Annotated in this window: 23 protein-coding genes; 9 read left to right on the top strand and 14 right to left on the bottom strand. The window is 59.4% G+C overall.

Going from position 1 to position 19,872, the window contains the following annotated elements; all coding sequences use genetic code 11:
* Nucleotides 1-36 precede the first annotated feature (36 nt).
* From Tel_03095 to Tel_03085, 3 genes are all read right to left on the bottom strand, one after another.
* Nucleotides 37-1,053, bottom strand: coding sequence for a hypothetical protein (locus tag Tel_03095; protein ALP52213.1), 1,017 nt, complete (start codon nt 1,051-1,053; stop codon nt 37-39).
* Between the two features lie 253 nt (nt 1,054-1,306).
* Entirely contained in the window at nt 1,307-1,636 is a 330-nt protein-coding gene (locus tag Tel_03090; protein ALP52212.1) for a hypothetical protein, read from the bottom strand.
* Nucleotides 1,633-2,124 carry a hypothetical protein gene (locus tag Tel_03085; GenBank protein ID ALP52211.1) on the bottom strand — a complete coding sequence of 164 codons (492 nt, stop codon included), beginning with the start codon at nt 2,122-2,124 and terminating at the stop codon, nt 1,633-1,635. Before Tel_03085 ends, Tel_03090 begins: the two co-directional genes overlap by 4 nt.
* A 93-nt stretch (nt 2,125-2,217) precedes the next feature.
* Between Tel_03085 and Tel_03080 the strand changes: the two genes are divergently transcribed.
* From Tel_03080 to Tel_03070, 3 genes are read left to right on the top strand one after another with little or no spacing between them, the layout of a single operon-like run.
* Nucleotides 2,218-2,430, top strand: a complete 213-nt coding sequence (locus Tel_03080; GenBank protein ID ALP52210.1) for a hypothetical protein — start codon at nt 2,218-2,220, stop codon at nt 2,428-2,430.
* Nucleotides 2,431-2,455: 25 nt separating this feature from the next.
* On the top strand, nt 2,456-3,160 hold the full coding sequence (locus Tel_03075; protein ALP52209.1) for a hypothetical protein: 705 nt from the start codon (nt 2,456-2,458) through the stop codon (nt 3,158-3,160).
* Nucleotides 3,161-3,179: 19 nt separating this feature from the next.
* Nucleotides 3,180-4,520, top strand: coding sequence for a sodium:alanine symporter (locus Tel_03070; GenBank protein ID ALP52208.1), 1,341 nt, complete (start codon nt 3,180-3,182; stop codon nt 4,518-4,520).
* Nucleotides 4,521-4,876: 356 nt separating this feature from the next.
* Here Tel_03070 and Tel_03065 read toward each other — a convergent pair whose 3' ends face one another.
* The 6 genes from Tel_03065 to Tel_03040 all read right to left on the bottom strand — a co-directional run bounded on the left by Tel_03065 (nt 4,877) and on the right by Tel_03040 (nt 9,228).
* Complete coding sequence (locus Tel_03065; GenBank protein ID ALP52207.1) at nt 4,877-6,193, bottom strand: hypothetical protein; 1,317 nt, start codon at nt 6,191-6,193, stop codon at nt 4,877-4,879.
* Nucleotides 6,194-6,225: 32 nt separating this feature from the next.
* Nucleotides 6,226-6,528: a hypothetical protein gene (locus tag Tel_03060; GenBank protein ID ALP54712.1), complete on the bottom strand. Its 303-nt coding sequence runs from the start codon at nt 6,526-6,528 to the stop codon at nt 6,226-6,228.
* A 40-nt stretch (nt 6,529-6,568) separates the two neighbouring features.
* Nucleotides 6,569-7,213, bottom strand: a complete 645-nt coding sequence (locus tag Tel_03055) for a hypothetical protein (GenBank protein ALP52206.1) — start codon at nt 7,211-7,213, stop codon at nt 6,569-6,571.
* 38 nt (nt 7,214-7,251) lie between these two features.
* Complete coding sequence (locus Tel_03050; GenBank protein ID ALP52205.1) at nt 7,252-7,953, bottom strand: hypothetical protein; 702 nt, start codon at nt 7,951-7,953, stop codon at nt 7,252-7,254.
* 262 nt (nt 7,954-8,215) lie between these two features.
* The gene (locus tag Tel_03045; protein ALP54711.1) at nt 8,216-8,626 is read right to left on the bottom strand and encodes a hypothetical protein; all 411 of its coding nucleotides are present in this window, start codon (nt 8,624-8,626) and stop codon (nt 8,216-8,218) included.
* A 41-nt stretch (nt 8,627-8,667) separates the two neighbouring features.
* Nucleotides 8,668-9,228, bottom strand: a complete 561-nt coding sequence (locus Tel_03040; GenBank protein ALP52204.1) for a hypothetical protein — start codon at nt 9,226-9,228, stop codon at nt 8,668-8,670.
* Nucleotides 9,229-9,333: 105 nt separating this feature from the next.
* Between Tel_03040 and Tel_03035 the strand changes: the two genes are divergently transcribed.
* From Tel_03035 to Tel_03025, 3 genes are read left to right on the top strand one after another with little or no spacing between them, the layout of a single operon-like run.
* On the top strand, nt 9,334-10,239 hold the full coding sequence (locus Tel_03035; protein ALP52203.1) for a hypothetical protein: 906 nt from the start codon (nt 9,334-9,336) through the stop codon (nt 10,237-10,239).
* A 49-nt stretch (nt 10,240-10,288) separates the two neighbouring features.
* Nucleotides 10,289-10,831, top strand: coding sequence for an NUDIX hydrolase (locus Tel_03030; GenBank protein ALP52202.1), 543 nt, complete (start codon nt 10,289-10,291; stop codon nt 10,829-10,831).
* A 3-nt stretch (nt 10,832-10,834) separates the two neighbouring features.
* Entirely contained in the window at nt 10,835-12,778 is a 1,944-nt protein-coding gene (locus Tel_03025) for a hypothetical protein (protein ALP52201.1), read from the top strand.
* Between the two features lie 44 nt (nt 12,779-12,822).
* Here Tel_03025 and Tel_03020 read toward each other — a convergent pair whose 3' ends face one another.
* The 3 genes from Tel_03020 to Tel_03010 form a co-directional block, all read right to left on the bottom strand.
* Entirely contained in the window at nt 12,823-13,749 is a 927-nt protein-coding gene (locus tag Tel_03020) for a hypothetical protein (protein ALP52200.1), read from the bottom strand.
* 365 nt (nt 13,750-14,114) lie between these two features.
* The gene (locus tag Tel_03015) at nt 14,115-14,561 is read right to left on the bottom strand and encodes a hypothetical protein (GenBank protein ID ALP52199.1); all 447 of its coding nucleotides are present in this window, start codon (nt 14,559-14,561) and stop codon (nt 14,115-14,117) included.
* Between the two features lie 277 nt (nt 14,562-14,838).
* Nucleotides 14,839-15,666, bottom strand: a complete 828-nt coding sequence (locus Tel_03010) for a 3-mercaptopyruvate sulfurtransferase (GenBank protein ID ALP52198.1) — start codon at nt 15,664-15,666, stop codon at nt 14,839-14,841.
* A gap of 65 nt (nt 15,667-15,731) precedes the next feature.
* Here Tel_03010 and Tel_03005 point away from each other — a divergent pair, with 65 nt between their 5' ends.
* A complete protein-coding gene (locus Tel_03005) occupies nt 15,732-16,571 on the top strand; it encodes an ATPase (GenBank protein ID ALP52197.1) in 840 nt (279 codons plus the stop codon).
* A 5-nt stretch (nt 16,572-16,576) separates the two neighbouring features.
* Nucleotides 16,577-17,647 (top strand): homoserine O-succinyltransferase, encoded by a 1,071-nt coding sequence (locus Tel_03000; protein ALP52196.1) that lies wholly within the window; start codon nt 16,577-16,579, stop codon nt 17,645-17,647.
* 68 nt (nt 17,648-17,715) lie between these two features.
* On the opposite strand, the gene Tel_02995 is transcribed toward Tel_03000, so the two are convergent.
* Nucleotides 17,716-18,501, bottom strand: a complete 786-nt coding sequence (locus Tel_02995) for a sulfur acceptor protein CsdL (GenBank protein ALP52195.1) — start codon at nt 18,499-18,501, stop codon at nt 17,716-17,718.
* Between the two features lie 39 nt (nt 18,502-18,540).
* Here Tel_02995 and Tel_02990 point away from each other — a divergent pair, with 39 nt between their 5' ends.
* On the top strand, nt 18,541-19,212 hold the full coding sequence (locus Tel_02990) for a 3-methyladenine DNA glycosylase (protein ID ALP54710.1): 672 nt from the start codon (nt 18,541-18,543) through the stop codon (nt 19,210-19,212).
* On the opposite strand, the gene Tel_02985 is transcribed toward Tel_02990, so the two are convergent.
* Entirely contained in the window at nt 19,196-19,795 is a 600-nt protein-coding gene (locus tag Tel_02985; protein ID ALP52194.1) for a hypothetical protein, read from the bottom strand. The two genes, Tel_02990 and Tel_02985, sit on opposite strands and share 17 nt — an antisense overlap.
* Between the last annotated feature and the right edge of the window lie 77 nt (nt 19,796-19,872).

Below are 19,872 nucleotides of genomic sequence, written 5' to 3'. Positions count from 1 at the left end.
ATTTAAGCGCCGCGAAGATCAACTCTTAACCAGCTTCTAATATTGGCTCAATCGGTAACCGCGCTGCCGCAACAGGGCGACAATCCCCTCCGGCCCGGTCAGGTGGCCGGCACCCACCACGACAAAATAACGACCGCCCTGCTGCGCCAGGGCATGCAGTTTTTCGGACATCTGCCGGTTGCGGTCGATGATGATGATCTGGTTGAGCCGTTCACCGGCCGGCGAATTCATCATGCCTTCGTCGAACAGACTCTGGACACCGTCCACGTCGCCGCGTTGCCAATAGCCCAACATCTTGTCAAAGAACGCCTTGCCGTGCTCGACCTCGCGCAGAGTTTCCTCCAACATCGCCACTTGCTCCGCCATGCTCATGCGCTCGAACAGGGAAAGCTGCATGGCCATACTCTCCAGTTCGACGACCTTCTTCTTGCCGCGCGCCAGGCTGAGAAAATGGGCATCGATCCCCTTGTCTTCGGAAAAGCCCAGTTGCTTCAGCGCTACAGCGGTCAGCGTCATGGAGACGAACCAGGGTTTCTGCATATCGAGCATCGCCACCGGCATACCCAGCGCTCCCGCCACCTGTTCGAGATGCTGCCAGGTCTGCGCCGACAGGTGATCGTGCAAGCGGCTGCCATCTTGATAAAAGGCCTTGCTCGCCACCAGCTCAGCGGTCTGTTGCGGATCGGCGTTAAACACATCCGCTTCCACCACCAGGGCGTCGGATTGTTTAAACGCGGACGTCATCACCCTGGGCAGGGGATACATTTGCGGTATGCCGAAATGGATGGAGCCAAGTAAATAAAGCGTGCCCTGATCGGACTCGGCGCGCCAGAAAAAGTGATTGCCCGAATCCGCCTGCGGCTGGGCATGCGAGGGAACCGGGGATGGGCGTTGATCGATCGCCGCAACACGATCACCGGCACAGGGCCGGTCCTGAAAGCGAACACCGCCCGCCGTATCACGGCATTGGAACACCTCGGCCTGGACCATAGCCGTAAGCAACAGGCCCCAAACCAGAACGGTGAATTTGATTAAACGATGTCGCCCCAACATTTCCATAATATCGACCTGACTGGGTAAATTTTAAATGCGTTCAGCCCTGTTTCTTATCGGCACCTCTGATTGTTCCGGGTGCATCAGACCGGGCCCTCACAGGTGTGCTATCAAGGTGTTCGCCCTGAAGGTGCAGAGCGCAGGCAACGCCCCAGGGTACCCTATCTCGCGCCAGCGCGATTCACCTTGTAGCAGGCTATGACGAAGATCTGCAACGCCAAGCGCGCGCATGCGCGCGTTTCAAGAGGCGTGCTCACGAATATTTAGAGGTGCTCGTCAAGGTACGCGGGATAAAATTTTCCGCCTTTCCCGATATCCACTCGATGAATTTTCCCATATCCGGATGCTGGCGTAAGGCCGCAATGCTGTGATATGACGCTGCCAGTTGCTTTTCGCTGAACAAGGCATGGACCTGCGTGTGGCAGGGGCGGCAAAGCCAGGCGATACGCGTGGTCATCTCCTGGCGCGCAAATTGTTTGCGCGTCTTCTTATTACGGTGGCGCATCCGCGGGATGAGATGATGCTTGGTCAAATTCGCGATGCGCCTGCGACACAACTGGCAGTGCTGGGGCGCACGGTTCATTGCCACTCCCCGCGTTGAAAGCCTTGCAAACGCGCCCGCATGCGGCGCACATGGCCGCCCTCCCAATAGGCCTTGCGACAGGCGGGACAATACAACACGGGGCGACCGGTGCTCCCCACATCGTCCGGCACTTGGTCGTCGACCAATTCACGCTGCCCGGCCCTCAACACCTGCAGAGGCGTATTGCAGAGCAGACAGCGCGAGAACGGCGCCTTGCACCAATCCAGGTCACAACGCCGCGTCAGTTCCGCCGCACAGGCGGGCATGTCATTGGCCGCCAGCAGGATAATAAGATCAGCCAAGTGGCGATGTGTTGCCAGCAGTGCGCGATCACGGGTCACAAACAACCGTCCTTCCCGGCGCGCCAGCCGCAGCAACGCCGCATCATGTTCGCCGTTACTGGCGATCAGCGTGTCGTAACCGGCGGCGCGCAACCAGCGCCCCAGGCCTTGCAGCATTTCATCACAGACAAATTTGTGTGCCACCATTGACTTCAACCCTGGTCGAATTTTTCATACTCTATGATATAGACAGGCACGTCGCTAAGCTGTCTCACCGCAGACCGACCAGGGGGAATAAACATGCAGATTTATGACGAAAAACACAATCGCTGGATCGATCACCGAGACACGGCGGAATACCGACAGCGCAAGCGTCGGCTGCGCGACTACTGGAGCGTGGGCCTGCTCGCCACACTCCCCTTGCCGCCGGGTATACAGGTGCCACTGATCGTGTTGGCGATCTTTGTCTCGCTGGCCTATCTGGACGAGACGCCTTACGCGCAGACATCCTAGGCCCTTAACGCGCTACAATACCCCAGTGCAAGGACAGCTCACCGCCAGTCAAGGTTTTTCCATCAACCGCCAGGGTCGCGACTTTATCGTCGGCGACATCCACGGCTGTTTCGATGAACTGAATACCGAACTCTCGCGTTTAAATTTCGATCCCGCAGGCGATCGTTTGTTCGCCGTCGGCGATTTAATCGATCGCGGCCCGGGGTCGGAGAAGGTGTTGAGCTGGCTCAACCAACCCTGGTTTCACTCCTGCCTTGGCAATCACGAAGAGATGATCCTGACCCTCAGCCCGGACAGTGAAGAGGGCCTCAGCTGGTATCAGAGTTATGGCGGCGACTGGTGGCTACGCCTGGACGAAGAGGCGCGCGGGGCCATCATGGCCGCCTTCGCCCAACTCCCCCTGGCCATCGAACTCGAGACCGTCCACGGCCGCGTCGGCCTGGTGCACGCCGATATCCCCAAGGGCATGAGCTGGCCGGCCTTCCTGCGCCTGCTGGAGATGGGCGATCTGGAGACACGCAGCACCGCCCTGTGGGGCCGCAGCCGCATCCGCCGCCTGCTGAGCAGCCCGGTAAAGGGCATCGACCGCGTCGTCTGTGGCCATAGCGTGACCCCGAACCGTAAGATCGTGATCAAGGGCAATGTCTGGTTCATCGAGACCGGCGCCTTCCTGCGCGACGAGGACGCCGCCGGCCTGACGGTCATCAGTACCGACCAACTGTTTCAATAAGAAAAATACGGACACACCCATGCTCGATGCCATTCAGCAATTCCTGAACCAGGCCAGCGGCATTATCTGGGGGCCGGTGACCCTGGTGCTGCTGCTGGGCACCGGCCTGTATCTTACCCTCGGTCTGCGCGCTGTGCCCTGGCGTAAGACCGGCACCGCCTTCCGCCTGTTGTGGCGCGGACGCAAAGGCGCGGGCGCGGGCGATATCACCCCTTTCCAGGCCTTGATGACCGCGCTGTCGGCCACCATCGGCACCGGCAATATCGCCGGCGTCGCCACCGCCATCGCCCTGGGCGGACCCGGGGCGGTGTTCTGGATGTGGATCACTGCCCTGGTGGGCATGGCCACCAAATACAGCGAGGCGGTGCTGGCGGTGCGCTATCGCGAGGTGGACGAGCGCGGCAAGTACGTGGGCGGGCCCATGTATTACATCAAGAACGGCCTGGGCGCGAAGTGGCACTGGCTGGGCATCGCCTTCGCCCTGTTCGGCATGCTGGCCGCCTTCGGCATCGGCAACATGGTGCAGGCCAATTCCGTGGCCGATGCCTTGCAAACGACCTTTAACCTGCCCGCCTGGCTCACCGGCCTGCTCATCGCCGTGGCCGCCGGCGCCGTCATCCTGGGCGGCATCGACCGCATCGCCCGGGTGGCCGCCAAGCTGGTGCCCCTCATGGCCGTGGCCTACATCGGCGCTGCGCTGCTGGTCATTTTGGCCAACCTGGCCGAGGTGCCGGCGGCCCTGGCCACCATCGTCAGCCACGCCTTCAGCGGCACCGCCGCCAGCGGCGGCTTCGCCGGGGCCGCGGTGTGGGCGGCGATCCGCTTCGGTGTGGCGCGCGGCATCTTCTCCAACGAGGCCGGCCTGGGCAGCGCCCCCATCGCCCATGCCGCCGCCAAGACCGATAACCCCATCCATCAGGGCATGATCGGCATGCTGGGCACCTTCATCGACACCATTATCGTCTGCACCATGACGGCGCTGGTGATCGTCCTCACCGGGGTTTGGAGCACGGGCGAAAACGGTGCCGCCCTGTCGGCCTTAGCCTTTGCCAGCGCCCTGCCCGGGGTGGGCGATTACATCGTCAGTGTCGGCCTGATTATATTCGCCTTCACCACCATTCTGGGCTGGAGCTATTACGGCGAGCGCTGCGCCGAGTTTCTGTTCGGGATCAAAGTCATCCTGCCCTATCGGGTACTGTGGCTGATCGCGATTCCGTTGGGCGCCATGGGTAAACTGGGGCTGGTCTGGCTGCTGGCCGATGTAATGAACGGGCTCATGGCCCTGCCCAACCTGATCGCCTTGATCCTGTTGAGCCCAGTGGTGTTCAAGCTGACGCGCGCGTATTTCGCGCCGAAATGAGGAGAGAAAGACTGGCCGACGCACGCGCCGGCCAGCGCGGCAGGTCTTAGCTGGCGTGATAGATCATCAGCATGCATAGAAACAGCATGGCGATACCGAGAGCGGGATTCATCATCACCACGGGCACGGCGGCCACACCGACGATGCCTGAGCCCAGGGCCAGGTAAGGATTGGGTTTCTTTTTAGCTGAAATCATCGTTTTTTTCTCTCCCGAAAGCGGGTCGCCGGCCAATGCCGACGCCCAATTCACTGTTATTGGAATACGGCGGGGCTTCCCTCCGGAGTTCCCCACCGCCGCTCTAAGGTAATAAATCTTTCAGCCAGGCGCAACTTTCGTGCCGACGACTAACGTGGCCTCAGCCGGGCAGCAGCCACAGCCGCGAGTGGGGCTGGGGCTCGACCATCGGCAGGGTTTCCAGCACCTCGTGCGCGCTGGGGTCGATCAGGGTGACCGCGCCGTCGGCGGCGGTAGAGGCGAACACCAGCTCGGTCGTGCCGCTTGGGGCCAGAAAGTCCAGCGTGCCGGCCGGGGCGCCCAGGCGCAGCTCCGCCGCCAGCCTGAGCTTGGGCAGGGCGCTCAGATCGAAGACCAGCACGGCATCGGTCTTGAGATTGGCCTGCTGCTGCTCACTGCCGGAGGATGAGGTGGTGAGATAGAGCTTGTCGCCCTCGGGATTAAAAAAGTACTTACTGATATAAACATCGGGCAAATCGATCCGGTCCAGTACTTCGTGATTGCTGACGTCCAGCACCGCCATCTTGGCGACAACATGATCGGGATCGGATTTGCGGTCGGCGCCGCGGCCGATCACATAGCGGCCACAAGGGCTGATGAACAGATTACTGAAGCCCTTAAAGGGGATGCGCTGTTCAATCTGGTGACTCACCGGATCGATCACGGCGATGGTGCCGTAGCCGTTGTTCAGGTTGTAGACCTTGCCGGAGACCTTGGAGTAGACCAGGCCGTGGGGAAAGGCGTTATTGGGCACCTGGGGCACATCAAAATCTTCCTTTTCCGGCTCACACAGGTTGATGGTGGCCATAAGCTGGAGAAAGCTGTCGGGACGGTCGGCGTTATTGCCGATCACCGAGATGGTGCCGTCCTTCAGGTTGCTGACATAGGCCTGATAGGGTACCTCCGGCATCTCGGTCGAGGGATAGCTGAAGTGGCACTGATGATGGCCGCGGCCGACACACACGGTCTTGAGATATCTGGCCTGAACGTTGCCACTGTTTTCCACCACCGTGACCGAGGAGCCGCGCTCGCCACAGTTGAGGGTATCGTTGCCGGTCTCCTTGTCGCCGTCGTTCATGAACCAGTCGCGGGCGCTATGGGGGTCGGAATAGAGATGGGCCGGAAAGGCATCGGGCACGAAGCGCTCGTCAACATGGATCTGCTTGGTGTCGGGATCGAGGGTGATGACCCGATCCTCCTCGGCCAGGCCGACGAAGATGGGTTTGCGCGCCTTCTCCTTGCCGCTCTCCGGGGCGTTGGGAAGTTGTTTGCTGTGCACCTCGCCGTTACGGCGGCGCACCACGGTAATCGTGCCGGTCTTACGGTCGCCGGCGTAGTACGCCACTGCAAAATCGATCATCTTCTTAGCCAAAACCATCACCTTAAACGCTTGAATGTGGATTACTTTAAGCAAAACCTGGCGGGCATTATACGCCATCGCGGCGGCGCAAAGGCCTCACGGTGTATGGGTTATTCAGTGACGTCCTGGACCAGCACCCAGGGCGCCACCACCACGGCCCAGAAATCGGGCTGGCGCTCGACCCACGCGCGGGCGTCTTCCATAGAGGGGTGGGCGACCCGCCCGGCCTGCATCCACGCCTCAACCTTGGCCTTGTCGTCCTCGGCCACGGCCACGGCCACGTCGATCAGGTCGAGCGCGGGGTCCACCCGGATCACCACGCCGCGGGCGAAATGGCGCTCCAGTTCGGGCCAGACCAGTTTGCCGGTCTCGGCATTGAGCCGGGTGCGTAAGTCGATCTCTGATTCATCCATCATTTGTTCCTCAAGTACGCGCGGGGTGCAGTATACAAGCCTAGGCCTTGGACGGCAGTCGCGGCATACCGGCCCAGGCAAACAAGAAGCGCAGCAACAACCACTGCGCCATGGCGTAGAACGCCAGGGCGGCGAAGCCGATCCAGGGGGATTGCTGCCGCAGCACGGCCCCGAGGCCGGGATGGGGGTGGTAATTCAAGGCGGGCAAGGCGGCCAGACGGCTGCGGGCCATGGCCTCGCGCTCGGTGATGACCATCGCCAACACCGCATCCACGGCGGCCAGCATGACGTATTCGCCGCTGTCCGCGGTGAAGTGGATAGCCCAGAGGTCATGCACTTCTTGCCGGTGTGGAATCATTTGCTTCAGGGTGTTGAGCGCGGCAGCGGCGGCACTTGGCGAATCAAAACGGGCCAGCAGGGCGTTGCTGCCGTCGGGATAATCTGCGGCGGCACTGGCGCTCACCCCGGCCAAGTCATTGAGCACATCGACGCTGTAATTGTCCGCCCCCTGGCCCAGGGCCGCCTGATGATCGACGAAGCGACCATTTGCCACAGTGAGCAATTTTTCATTGACGGACAAGGGCGCTGCGCCGGGCAGCAACACCACCATGAGCGGTGCTGCCAGCGCCAGAACCAGATAGGCCCAGGCCAACGCGCGGCGCAGCGGGAGGGATAATCCGGCCACGCGCTAGCCTTCCGGCACCAAGCTGTCACCCGCCCCGGTCAATGCCCCGCGACTGACTCAAGGCGATAGCCCTGGTGATACACTGAGTTCAGGCGCCAACCGGAGTCTTCGCCCAATTGCAGTTTTTTACGCAGGCGGCTGATATGCGTGTCCAGGGTACGGGTGTTGAGTTCGGCGCTATGGCCCCAGACGTTTTCCAGCAGATAGGAACGCGACATCAAGCGCCCGGCGTTGCGGAACATGAACAGGGCCAGCTCGAATTCCTTCTGAGTCAGTACAATCGGGGTGTCTTGGATAAACAGCTGGCTAGATTGGGGATCGAAGCGAAACTGGCCGAAAGATTGAACCCTGTCGGACTCCGATTCACCCCCACCCCCTCGCACGCGGCGCAGCAAGGCATGGATCCGCGCCATGAGCACCACCGGCTTGATGGGTTTGGCCACATAATCGTCGGCGCCGTTCTCCAAGGCGTAGGCCAGGTCTTCTTCATTGTCGCGCTGGGTGACGAAGATCACCGGCATCTTCCAATCGAGCTCGTTGCGAATCCATTCCAACACTTCGGTGCCCGTCATCTGGGGCAGATACCAGTCCAACAGCACCAGATCATAATTGTCTTTCTGCAGGCCCTTGATGGCCTTGATCCCGTCCTCGAAAATATGGCAATCGAAATCCTCGGCGCTCAGCCAGGCCTGCAGCAGCGCCGCCTGATCAGGGTCGTCCTCCACGATGGCAATCCGCATGATTCGTTACATCGTCCTTAACTTCTGACTAGCCCGGTGAGACATGCGGGCTAGAATAACGCGGCATAAAAATACCGCTCCCCTGGCGTCGAATTCCTATGCCGCCTCCAGACCCCAGCGTAGGAATTGTAAACGATTGTTACCCGTCCGATGAAGTTTAACAAAAGTCTGCGCGGCAGCTGAGCCCGCGCTAAATGCCCGCCATGATTGTGGTCGCAAGACCTTGGGATTGGTCGCTGCCGCACGGATGCGGCGGTCATCATTAGGGGGTCGCGATGATGATGTTCTCGGCCCAACCCAGCACTTGCTGGACCCGGGGGGAGACCAGCCGGTGCGCCTGTTCCATAGTCACCCAGCGGAACTCTTCATGCTCGGCCCGGCCCAGCGCCTCGGCCACCGGCAGGTCTACCGCGCCGTGATCGCAGCGGGCGATGTAATAGCGCGCAATCTTGCGGAACTTGCCGTAGGGCGGCGTCTGAAAGAAGACGTGTCCCCAGCAGAAATCGAGCTCGACCAGGGTGGTTTCCTCCTCCACCTCACGCAGCGCGGCGGCGAACTCGTCCTCGCCCGGCTCCACCAGGCCCTTGGGGAAATCCCAATATTGGTAGGCGCGCAGCAGCAGGTAATGCCATTCGCCGTCGATGCAGCGCAGGATGACCACACCGGCCGAGATGGGATTGCTGTCTTGCCCGGCGCCCACGACAGCTTAAGGCCTTAGTCGGCCACGCGTGTCGCCGCCGTCACCACCACCGGTTCGCGCGGTACGTTCTGGTGCATGCCATGATCGGCCGTGGGCTCGGCGGCGATGCGGTCGACCACGTCCATACCCTCGACCACGCGCCCGAATACGGCATAGCCGAAGTCGCGCTCGCCGTGATCCAGGAAGGCGTTGTCCGCCAGATTGATAAAGAATTGCGAGGTGGCGCTGTCCACCGCCTGCGTGCGCGCCATGGATAAGGTGCCGCGGCTGTTCTTCAGGCCGTTGTCGGCCTCGTTCTTGATCGGCGCGCGGGTCGCCTGCTGCTCCATGGCGGCGTTGAATCCGCCCCCTTGGATCACAAACCCCGGCACTATCCGGTGAAAAACGGTGCCGTCGAAAAAGCCGTCATCGACGTAGCGGAGAAAATTCTCCACCGTCAGGGGGGCCTGCTCCGGCAACAGCTCGATCTTGATATCACCCAGACGTGTAGAAAAAACCACCATATAGGACTCCTTGCTCCGGCCTGCTGGCCGGCAATTTGAGGTATGCCTTATTGTAGCGCTTTTTCCAATCAAATCAGAATGATTCGCGCCGCTTCCCGGCCATGTCCATGGGCCCGACAAGGTAAAGATTCCGCCCCAAATACCGAAAATAGCTATAGCGCAACGCAGGGAAAAACCATGCAGTCCAGTATCAAACCATCCACCACTCGCCTTGAGCTATTGCTGTTCCGGCTCAACACGAAGCAGAACTTTGGTATTAACGTGCTGAAAGTAAAGGAGATAATTCCCAGGCCTGCGCTCACCCAAATCCCCCATTCCAGCCCCACCGTGGTGGGCGTGGCGGAGTTGCGCGGCAAAACGGTGCCGATCATCGACCTGGCGCTGGCCATCGGCCGGTCCGGCATCAGGGCCGAAACCAATGCGGAACAGAAGGTGATCATCGCCGAGTTCAGTCGCTCCACCCAAGGCTTTCTGGTCTCGGGGGTGGATCGCATCGTGGTGCGCGATTGGAATGAAGTGCTGCCGCCCCCCAGCGGCGCCGCCAGCAGTTTCATCACCGGCGTGATCCGCATGGAAAACCAGCTGGTGCAACTGGTGGACGTAGAGCAGGTGATGCACCAGGTCTCGGATAGCGACGTCGCCCCCCAAGACCAGCTGGACCCGGCCCTGATCGCCAAACTGAAAGACCGCAATATCCTGGTGGTGGACGATTCCACCGTGGCGCGCAACCAGACCTGCCGCATCCTGGACCAACTGGGCATCCATCACATCACCGCCCGCGACGGCAAAGAGGCCATGGCGCTGATCGACACCCTGACGCGCGATTGCGACAAGGCCACCGACTGCGTGCCCATCGTCATCTCCGACATCGAAATGCCGGAAATGGACGGCTACCAACTGACGCGCGAGATCCGCGCCAATCCGCGTTATCAGGCTATGTACATCCTGCTGCACACTTCCCTGGACGGCAAGGTAAACGCCGAGCATGCCCGGGACGCCGGCGCCGACGAGACCCTGACCAAGTTCGAACCTGATCTGTTGACCGAAGAGGTCGTCAAAGGTCTGAAGCAGATGGCGCCCTAAGCACACGCCTTCCCTGTGGTAAACTGACGCCGCACAAAACGGAGTCGTTATGCACAGAAATTTCCTGCAGGACAAGCTCAATCGGCACTGCCCCTTTGACGCCGCCGAAGCCGACATGCTGCAACAAATCATCGAATTTGTCGCCCGCCACGAGGGCTGTTTTGAACGCAGCCTGAGCATCGGCCACGTCACCGGTTCGGCCTGGATCGTCGACCATGAACGCACCCATGTGCTGCTCACCCATCATCGCAAGCTGGACCGCTGGCTGCAGCTCGGCGGCCATTCCGACGGCGACGGCCACACCCTCAACGTCGCCCTGCGCGAGGGACGGGAGGAGTCCGGCCTGGCGCAATTGCAGCCGCTGCGCGATGCGATCTTTGATGTCGACGTGCATCTCATCCCGGCGCGCAAAGACGAAGCGGCCCATTATCATTACGACGTGCGCTTCCTGCTCGAGGCCGACCGTCGCGCCCCGCTCACGCTCAGCGGCGAGTCCAAAGACCTGGCCTGGGTCAGCCTGGACGACGCCCAACGGCTGGCGCCCGAGCCCTCCATCCAACGCATGGTGGCCAAGAGCCGCGTACTCGACTAGGCAATGAGCCGTTACCACCCCCTGGTGCCGGCCCAAATCGACTGGGATAGGGCGACGCCCCGCTGTCGCCACCATCAAGACATCTATTTTTCCCAAGACGGCGCCTTGGACGAAACCCGCCACGTCTTTCTGCAGGGCAATCAACTGCCGCAACGTTGGCAAGGACATAGCCGATTCTGCATCGCCGAGACCGGCTTCGGCACCGGGCTCAATTTTCTCTGCAGCGTGAGTGAATGGCTGCGCAGTGCCGCCGCCGACGCCCGTCTCGACTATCTCGCCGTGGAGAAACACCCGCTCACCCGAACGGACCTGCGACGGGCCATCGGCTACTGGCCGTCCCTGGCCAAGCCGGGCGCGGAGCTACTGGAACAGTATCCGCCCCTGGTCCACGGTCTGCACCAGCGTCGGCTCATGAACGGTCGCGTGACATTGACGCTGCTGTTCGGCGACGCCGCCGAGATGTTCGCCGACCTCGAAGGGCGTTATGTCGAGGCCTGGTATCTGGACGGCTTCGCCCCGAGCAAGAATCCGGATATGTGGACCCCGACCCTGTTTCAACACATCGCGCGGTTGAGCAGGCCCGGCGCCAGCTTCGCCACCTTCAGCGCCGCAGGGGCCGTCAGGCGTGGACTTCAAGAGGCCGGTTTCGAGGTCAGCACCCGCCCCGGCTTCGGCCGCAAGCGCGACATGCTCAGCGGGCGGCTGGTCGACGCCCCCGAAATGCATGGCCGACAACCGTGGTTCCAATATCCTGAAGCAACCATCACCAGCAAGCACGCCGTAGTCATCGGCGCCGGCCTGGCCGGCTGCAGCGTCGCCCATTCCCTGGCGCAGTGCGGCTGGCGCATCACGATTATCGAGCGCCACGCCCAGGTGGCGCAGGAGGCCTCCGGCAACCTGGCCGGCGTCGTCATGCCACGCCTCACCGCCGACATGAGCGCCGCCGGCCGTTTTTATCTCAGCGCCTTTCTGCACACCGCGCATTGGCTCAATCAAATAAAAAAGCGCAATCCGGCACTGCCCTGGTTTCAAAGCGGCGTGCTGCAACTATGTGATGACACACAACAGCGGCGCATGCAGGCGCTGGGATTACCGCCCGAGGTACTGGAGATCTGTGACGCAGAGGACGCCAGTGACCGCTGCGGCGTCCAGGTTCCATGCGGCGGGCTGTTCTATCCCGGCGGTGGCTGGCTGGATCCGCCGGCCTTGTGCCACTGGCTGCTCGAAGATGAAGACCGCAACATTACAACCCTATTGCACCAATCAGCACTCGATTTGAAACGCGAAAACGGAGAATGGCGCATCGGCGACGCGCACGGTGAGGTCGCACGCGCGGAAACCGTCATTATCGCCAACGGTCATGATGCCGAGCGGCTACTAGGAACCGACATTTTCAAACTGCAGAAAGTACGCGGACAGCTGGTATATCTAGAACCCGGCAGTAACAGCGCCGCACTGAAGACACCCCTTTGTTACGACGGCTATATCATTCCGGCCTACAACGGCCTGCACTGTGTCGGCGCCAGCTACGATCCGGATGACGACAGTACAGAGTTGCGTCCGGAAAGCGAACAGAAGGTGCTAACAGCCTTGAGCGAAAAACTCGGCCTTGGCGCATTAACATCGCGCTCGGGCCGGGTCGCGTTTCGCACCTCAACCCAAGACCACCTACCGGTGATCGGGCCGGTACCGGATGTGGAATTTTACCGGCGGGAATACACCGACCTGCGGCATGGCAAGCCCGTGCATAAGTATAAAAAGGCGGAATACATGCCCGGGTTATTTATCAGTAGCGGGCATGGGTCGCGCGGATTGGCGTCGTGTCCATTCGCTGCTCAACTTATCGCATACCAATTAGAAGAGTATTTTACTAACTGTTCTCACGACGCACATCTCACAACTCATGCCGCGAGAGGCCTGATTCGCCAATTGCGAAAACAAAAATAGGCCGGTTCCGAATAGAACCGACCTTAGATTGAATACGTCAGAATCTATGGTGTCGTAATCGTATATTCCAACGTGCTTCCAGCAGGATCATTCGTATAGAAGGTGATCCTCGCCTCATCCCCCGATGCGCCGGGATTAGTCACAGACACCAATACCTTTGCCGTACCGTTAGCGTATGTCCTTCCAGAACTCAACCCGGTTAGCACATCATTCGAATCGTAAAAATCAACCGACACAGTGATTGTCCCGCTTAAAACAACCTTTGACTTAATCTCGGTAAAAGGCAATGAGACTCCGTCACCACCATCCTGCAAATTAAATTCAATCTCACCTCCGCTTGTCCCCAATGAAGTCGGAATCGCAGCCAACGACCAAGGTGAAATAGATGAAAAACATGCCGAATTATCAATGGTCGTAGCGTGCTCACCCGCACTGGCTATCACAAAAACCTCTGCAGACCCGTAAGGAAAAGAGCGCAGATCATTCTCGCCTAAACAGCCGGAGTGGATGGAGTTCACATCAGAGGGATAGACTATATTAAATTCAGCGACGCCATCTTTTGTAACGGAATAGCCATTTACTGTATTACCTTCAGCATCTTGCCCGATAATTTGCGCCCCCAACGTAGAAGCGCCGACATAATATTGGGTGGTACCATCTGCCGGATAGACGGTACTTGGATAAGCATTTGTATAAGCCGTGCTCATAGTTAGAATATTTGCTGTGATGTTTCCTGTCGCATCGTCAACAAGTCTGTTTTTGTCCGTCTCATCGGCATCAAACAGAACCACGTGGTCACCCGGCTCGATAAAACGATATGCATAATTTCTATATACATAAGCTTGATCAAACGTAGTAGCGGTATCAGTAGTAGCACCTGACAAAGGTGCCATATCAGTCAGTGTTGATCCGTTTAAGCTGTCACCGTTATCGATTGTCCCGCGCGCCAAGATGGAATCAATGAGATTCATATAAACTTTCGTTCCATCCGGCACCGGATTTCCTTCCGCGTCGGTAACCACCGCACTACCTCTCTTGCTATAAACCCCGCCCCCCTCATCAACAATTGCGTTACTTCTCGGATATGTAATCTCTATGGCACGGGCAGGGTTTGACTCAGATCCGGTGACCGTCGTCCCGGTCCCGGATTCATCACTTCTAGAGGAGCTACCACCACTTAAATCACTCAAGCCACTATTGGAGGAAGAATCACTATCACTCCCACAAGCCCCCAAACCGAGCGAGATTGCCGCACCAAACATGGCGGCCAGAAGTTTTCGTTTATACATAACCGTATGACCCTCAACAAACAAATTCATTGATTCGCCCGCAGGCGCTAAAAATAGCGGAAATAGCCCAGACTCAGGCCGTCCAAGGTATAGTCGACACCCCTCAGGGTGTCATCCAGATAGCGACTCCACTGCGCCGCGATGCCATGCTCGCGATTGGCGTACAGCTCCATGCCGACCGCGTAAGAAACGCCGCTCTCGGTTGAGCTGGCTGTGGTACTCGCGGTTTTAAATTCTAGGTCGGCGGCGCTGAAACCGCCCAGAATGTAGAGCTTGATACGACCGTCGGCAACAGGCGACCAATCGGCGCGCAGAAAAGCGCCGGTAAGGTAGGTCATATCCATGGAGACGCCGTTGGCGTCATCAGAATCCCCTATCCCGGCATGCACTTCGGCGCTGAGAATGTTATTGAAGCGATAGCCGAGTTTGCCGCCCAGGGTGGCAAGCTTGAACTCAAAGCCGGGTTCTTCATAGGTGGTGCTGCCCAGCGACAAGCCATAGTAGTAATCATTGGCCTGAGCGGCGAACGGCTGAGCAAGGAAAAGCGATAGTAAAGCTGAGATTCTAAGTCTCATTCATGACCCCCAATTTTATTGTTGTTCTGACAACGCGGCTGGCAGTATACAATGCCAGCCGCCCGATTCCAAGCGCCCTTAGGCTATTTTAACAAGCACTTTCAATAACTTATTGATTTTAGACAACCCCGGTTTGGCGCCATATTTTGATTCATAACATGAAATAAATTAAGTAATTAATTGTTTTATTATATATTTATTTTAAAGCCCGAGACCATTCACTCCAAGAGCCGGGATACAGGCGCGAACCACTGAGTCCGGCATATTCCATGGCCAACAGGTTGTGACAGGCGGTGACACCGGAGCCGCACATGTGCACCACTTCTGACGGATTACGGCCATGCAGCAAGGCCTCGAACTCATCACGCAGCAGCAAGGCCGGCTTGAAGCGACCGCTTTTATCCAGATTCTCCTGCTGCGGCCGGTTGACGGCGCCGGGAATGTGGCCGGCCACCGGGTCGATGGGCTCGACCTGGCCGCTGAAGCGCTCGGCGGCGCGTGCGTCGATGAGCAGGATGGCATTCTCTTCCAGCGCCTGAACCACGCCCTCTGTGCTCAGCCAGGGTTGACTTTCTTCTGTATCGGGATAGCAACTGGGCAGCTCGATCGGCTGATCGCGTGAAACGGGTAGGCCCGACGCCTGCCAGCGCTGCCAACCACCGTCGAGCACGGCCACGTCACGATGCCCCAGCCAGCGCAGCAACCACCACAGCCGCGCCGCCATGGCACCGCCGGCGGCGTCATAGGCCACCACCTGGCTCTTCGGCGTCACGCCCCAGCTGCCCACCCGGCGCCGGAGTTCCTCCCGGTTGGGTAACGGATGGCGACCACCGTGTTGTGTCACCGGGCCTGACAGGGCTTCGTTCAAGTGGGCGTAATGCGCGCCGCGGATATGGCTGCTGAGCCAGGCCCGCCTGCCGACTTCCGTATCCGCCAGGGAGAAACGGCAATCGACGATGACCCAGTGCGGGTCGGGCAGGTGATTGAGCAGTGCTTCATCGCTGACGATGGTCTGATAACGCATAAGAGATCCTGAAACATTTACGGCTTTGGTACACTATAGCAATTCGTCAGTCATGAGGTAGGACCGTGCGTCTAAGCCCGCAAGAATTCAGAAACTGGCAACATAAGAGCATCACCCTGCTGGGCATGTCCGGGGTGGGCAAGACGCGCCTGTCCGCCATGCTGCGCAAGGGCAATTGGTTTCACTATTCCGGCGATTACCGCATCGGCAGCCGTTATCTGGACGAACCGATTCTGGACAACATCAAGCAGCAGGCCATGCAGATTCCGTTTCTGCGCGACCTGCTGCGCACCGATTCCATTTACATCGCCAACAACCTCACCTTTGACGATCTCAGTCCAGTGTCCAGCTTCCTCGGCAAACTCGGCAATCCGGAACAGGATGGCCTGTCGCTGCCCGAATTCAAGCGCCGCCAGGCCCTGCACCATCAGGCCGAAATCGCCGCCATGTGCGATGTACCGGAATTTATCCAAAAGGCCCACGAGATCTATGGCTACAGCCATTTCATCAACGATGCCGGCGGCAGCGTCTGCGAACTGGATGACGAGGAGACGCTGCAGACCCTGGCCGATCACACCTTGATTCTATACCTAAAGGCCACCGAGCAGGATGAAAAAGAACTGATCCGCCGCGCCGAAATCGCGCCCAAACCGCTGTATTACCGCGAGGCCTTTCTCGACGAGCAGCTGGCCAAGTACATGGGGCAGCATGCACTGGATTATGTCGCCCAAATCGATCCGGATGATTTCGTGCGCTGGGTCTTCCCGCACCTGTTTTACAGCCGCATCCCGCGCTATGAAGCGATCGCCCGGCAATACGGTTACACCATCAGCACAACCGACCTGGCCATGGTGGAATGCGAGCAGGATTTCCTCGCCCTGGTCGAACGAGCTTTACAGGCATAATCGCCATGCCCTTGGTCGCCAACTCGGACCTGCCTGCATTCAAACGCCTGAAGGTCGAAGGCGAGACCATCCTGCAAAGCGATGCCGCCGTGCATCAGGATATCCGCGAACTGCATATCGGCCTGCTCAACATGATGCCCGATGCCGCACTGGAGGCCACCGAGCGCCAGTTCTTTCGCCTGGTGGGCGAATCCAACCAAATCGCCCAGTTCTACATGCATCCCTTTACCCTGCCACAACTGCCGCGCAGCGATAAGGCGCGACAACACCTGGCCAAATACTACGAAAGCTTCGACGAAATCCAGGCCAGCGGCCTGGACGCGCTGATCATCACCGGCGCCAATGTCACCCAGCCCGACCTGGCCATGGAGCCCTTTTGGCACCCCCTGCAAGAGGTCATCGACTGGGCCTATGACAACGTCACCTCGACGCTGTGCTCCTGCCTGGCCACCCACGCCGTCATGCAAATGCGCTACAGCCAGAAACGCAAGCACCTGGGCTTCAAACGCTGGGGCGTCTATCCCCACTACCTGGTGGACCGCGAGCACCCGCTGGTGGCCGGCGTCAATACGCGTTTCGACATTCCCCATTCGCGCTACAACAATATCTGCCGTCAGCAATTTGAGGCGGCCGGGCTCAAAGTCTTGGTGGAAAGCAAGGAGGCCGGTGTGCACCTGGCGGTCAGCGAAGACCGGTTCCGACTGGTGTTTTTCCAGGGCCATCCGGAGTACGACATCATCAGCCTGCTCAAGGAATACAAGCGCGATGTAATGCACTACATCAAGGGCGAACGCGCCGAGTATCCGCCCATGCCGGAAAATTATTTCAGCCTGCAGTCGGCCGCCATTCTGGAGGAACACAAACTGCAGGTCATGAAGGCGGTAAAAACTGGCAAAACCCCGCCGGAGCTGCCGGAAGTGCTGGTAACGATGCGCCTGGACAATACCTGGCATGACACCGCCGAGGCCGTCCTCAACAACTGGCTCGGCAAGGTCTATCAGATCACCAACATGGACCGGCGTTACCCCTTCCAGGATCACATCGACCCCAACGACCCGCTGGGGCTGAAGGGCTAGCCCGTATGCTCGCGCTTCAGCGCGGCGCCTAGGAAGGCGTATCCCGCGATCCCGCTGAGGAAGGCGAGCTAAGCGAGTTTTTTCTTTAGCGTTTTGTTGATTGCCCGCGAGGCCGCCACAAAACCAAACGCGGCGGTGACGAAACTGGCCGAACCGTAGCCGAATCGGCAATCCAGCGACACCCCGTGAATGCCCGGCTTTTCATGGCTCACCCTACCGTCCTCCTTGGGGTAGACCTGCTGCTGCGATGAGAATACGCATTCCACCCCGAATGAACGTTTTGGGTTACGACTGAAACCAAACTCGCCGCGCAAGCGGCCACGCACCTTGGCCGCCAGTGGATCGTTATAAGTCTTACTCAGGTCGGCCACATGGATCATGGTCGGATCGGTGAGACCGCCCGCCCCGCCGGTGGCGACGATGGGGACCTTGTTACGCCTGCAATAGGCAATGATATTGGACTTGAACTTGATGCTATCCAGGGCATCGATGACATAGTCGTAATCATTCTCCAGATAGGCCTGCATATTTTCCATATTCAAATACTGGTGAACGGCGGCCACCTGACAATCGGGACTGATCTGTCGCACCCGCTCGGCCATCACCTCAACCTTGGGCCGGTCGAAGGTCGCGCTGAGCGTATGCAGCTGACGATTGGCATTGCCGATATCCACCGTATCGCCGTCGATAAAAGTCAGCCTGCCAATGCCGCTACGCGCCAGCGCCTCCACCACCCAGGAGCCGACCCCGCCCACACCGGCGACGAAGACATGCATGTCACGCAGCACCGGCACGGCGGCACTGCCGTAGAGGCGCTCAATCCCGCCGAAGCGTCGGCTATAATCGTCACTCATCCCATTCAATCCGCCTTGGAAAAAACACGGCATTTTATCATGACAAGCTTTGCATCCCTGTATGAACAGGCCGCCCGGCGCAAGGGTGGCGCAGCGGCGCTGGAGGCGCTGCTGCCCACACCACTGTCAGCCGCAGAGCTGGCCGCCATTCCCGACGACCGTTGGCTCGCCATGATGTCGAAGTGCATCTTCAACGCCGGTTTCAACTGGAGTGTGGTGGACAAAAAATGGCCCGGTTTCGAGGCCGCCTTCGCCGGCTTTCATCCGCTGCGCTGGAAATTCATGTCCGACGCGGATTTCGAGCATCTACTCAAAGACACGCGCATTATCCGTCACGCCCAAAAGATCCTCGCCGTACGCGACAACGCCACCTTGCTCTGCGACCTGGCCGAAGCGCACGGCAGCGCCGCGCGCTTCTTTGCCGATTGGCCAGCGAAGGATTATGCAGAGCTGTTAATCCTGCTGAAAAAACGGGCCAGTCGCCTGGGCGGCAACTCGGCGCAATACTTTCTGCGCTTTATGGGTAAAGACTCATTCATTCTCAGCGGTGACGTGATTGCAGCACTGAAACGGGAAGGGGTCGTCACGACCGATCCGAAATCGCAACGCGATCTACGCTTGGTGCAACAGGCCTTCAATCAATGGTGCAAAGAAAGCGGCCGACCGCTGGCCCACGTCAGCAAGGTATTGGCATTCACGATCGGCGCGTAACCCCCTGGGCGGCGCAAAAGACCCCCAATTCATCCAGCGCATCTTGCGGCACACTCAGGCGCAGTTGCACCTGCTCACCATAATCCACCTGCAACAATTCCGCCTCATGCTGCTCGGCCCAATGACGCAGCAACTGCTCCTTGGCAAAATCCAGGCTCAGCTCAACCGCCTCCACCGGCCGCGCCTGCGCCAGCGGCAGGATAGACATGGCCGCCTGCGCCGCGCCGCTGTAGGCCCGCACCAGACCACCCGCTCCCAGCTTTATACCGCCGAAATAACGGATCACCACCACAACCACATCCCCCACCCCCTTATGCTGGATCACGTTCAGGATCGGCTTACCCGCCGTGCCCGACGGTTCACCGGCGTCATTCATCGCCGCACTGGCGGCCGAGTCCGGATCACCCAGCAGATAGGCCCAGCAATGATGCCGGGCGTCGGGGAAATCGCGCTTGGCCTGCTCCACAAACGCTAGCGCCGCCGCGCGCTCAGTCACCTTGGCGGCGCGCGCGATAAAGCGGCTCTTCTTGATTTCGATCTCCGCCTCCACAGTCTCGGTGGGGGTTGGGTAACTAGCTGTCATAACTGGAATTTTAACACGCCTTCCGACAGCGGCCCGGGAGGCCTGGCCACGACCGCACCGAGCCCTAAAAAAAAGGA

It is taken from the genome of Candidatus Tenderia electrophaga (assembly GCA_001447805.1).
In the GTDB taxonomy this organism is placed as follows: Bacteria; Pseudomonadota; Gammaproteobacteria; order Tenderiales; family Tenderiaceae; genus Tenderia; species Tenderia electrophaga.
This window is presented reverse-complemented; position numbering and strand designations above follow the sequence as displayed.

Coding starts and splice junctions, on each gene's coding strand:
- Tel_03095 (ALP52213.1), bottom strand. CDS start 1,053: ATGTTGGGGCGACATCGTTTAATCAAATTCACCGTTCTGGTTTGGGGC.
- Tel_03090 (ALP52212.1), bottom strand. CDS start 1,636: ATGAACCGTGCGCCCCAGCACTGCCAGTTGTGTCGCAGGCGCATCGCG.
- Tel_03085 (ALP52211.1), bottom strand. CDS start 2,124: ATGGTGGCACACAAATTTGTCTGTGATGAAATGCTGCAAGGCCTGGGG.
- Tel_03080 (ALP52210.1), top strand. CDS start 2,218: ATGCAGATTTATGACGAAAAACACAATCGCTGGATCGATCACCGAGAC.
- Tel_03070 (ALP52208.1), top strand. CDS start 3,180: ATGCTCGATGCCATTCAGCAATTCCTGAACCAGGCCAGCGGCATTATC.
- Tel_03065 (ALP52207.1), bottom strand. CDS start 6,193: ATGGCGTATAATGCCCGCCAGGTTTTGCTTAAAGTAATCCACATTCAA.
- Tel_03060 (ALP54712.1), bottom strand. CDS start 6,528: ATGGATGAATCAGAGATCGACTTACGCACCCGGCTCAATGCCGAGACC.
- Tel_03050 (ALP52205.1), bottom strand. CDS start 7,953: ATGCGGATTGCCATCGTGGAGGACGACCCTGATCAGGCGGCGCTGCTG.
- Tel_03035 (ALP52203.1), top strand. CDS start 9,334: ATGCAGTCCAGTATCAAACCATCCACCACTCGCCTTGAGCTATTGCTG.
- Tel_03030 (ALP52202.1), top strand. CDS start 10,289: ATGCACAGAAATTTCCTGCAGGACAAGCTCAATCGGCACTGCCCCTTT.
- Tel_03025 (ALP52201.1), top strand. CDS start 10,835: ATGAGCCGTTACCACCCCCTGGTGCCGGCCCAAATCGACTGGGATAGG.
- Tel_03020 (ALP52200.1), bottom strand. CDS start 13,749: ATGAATCTCATTGATTCCATCTTGGCGCGCGGGACAATCGATAACGGT.
- Tel_03010 (ALP52198.1), bottom strand. CDS start 15,666: ATGCGTTATCAGACCATCGTCAGCGATGAAGCACTGCTCAATCACCTG.
- Tel_03000 (ALP52196.1), top strand. CDS start 16,577: ATGCCCTTGGTCGCCAACTCGGACCTGCCTGCATTCAAACGCCTGAAG.
- Tel_02995 (ALP52195.1), bottom strand. CDS start 18,501: ATGAGTGACGATTATAGCCGACGCTTCGGCGGGATTGAGCGCCTCTAC.
- Tel_02990 (ALP54710.1), top strand. CDS start 18,541: ATGACAAGCTTTGCATCCCTGTATGAACAGGCCGCCCGGCGCAAGGGT.
- Tel_02985 (ALP52194.1), bottom strand. CDS start 19,795: ATGACAGCTAGTTACCCAACCCCCACCGAGACTGTGGAGGCGGAGATC.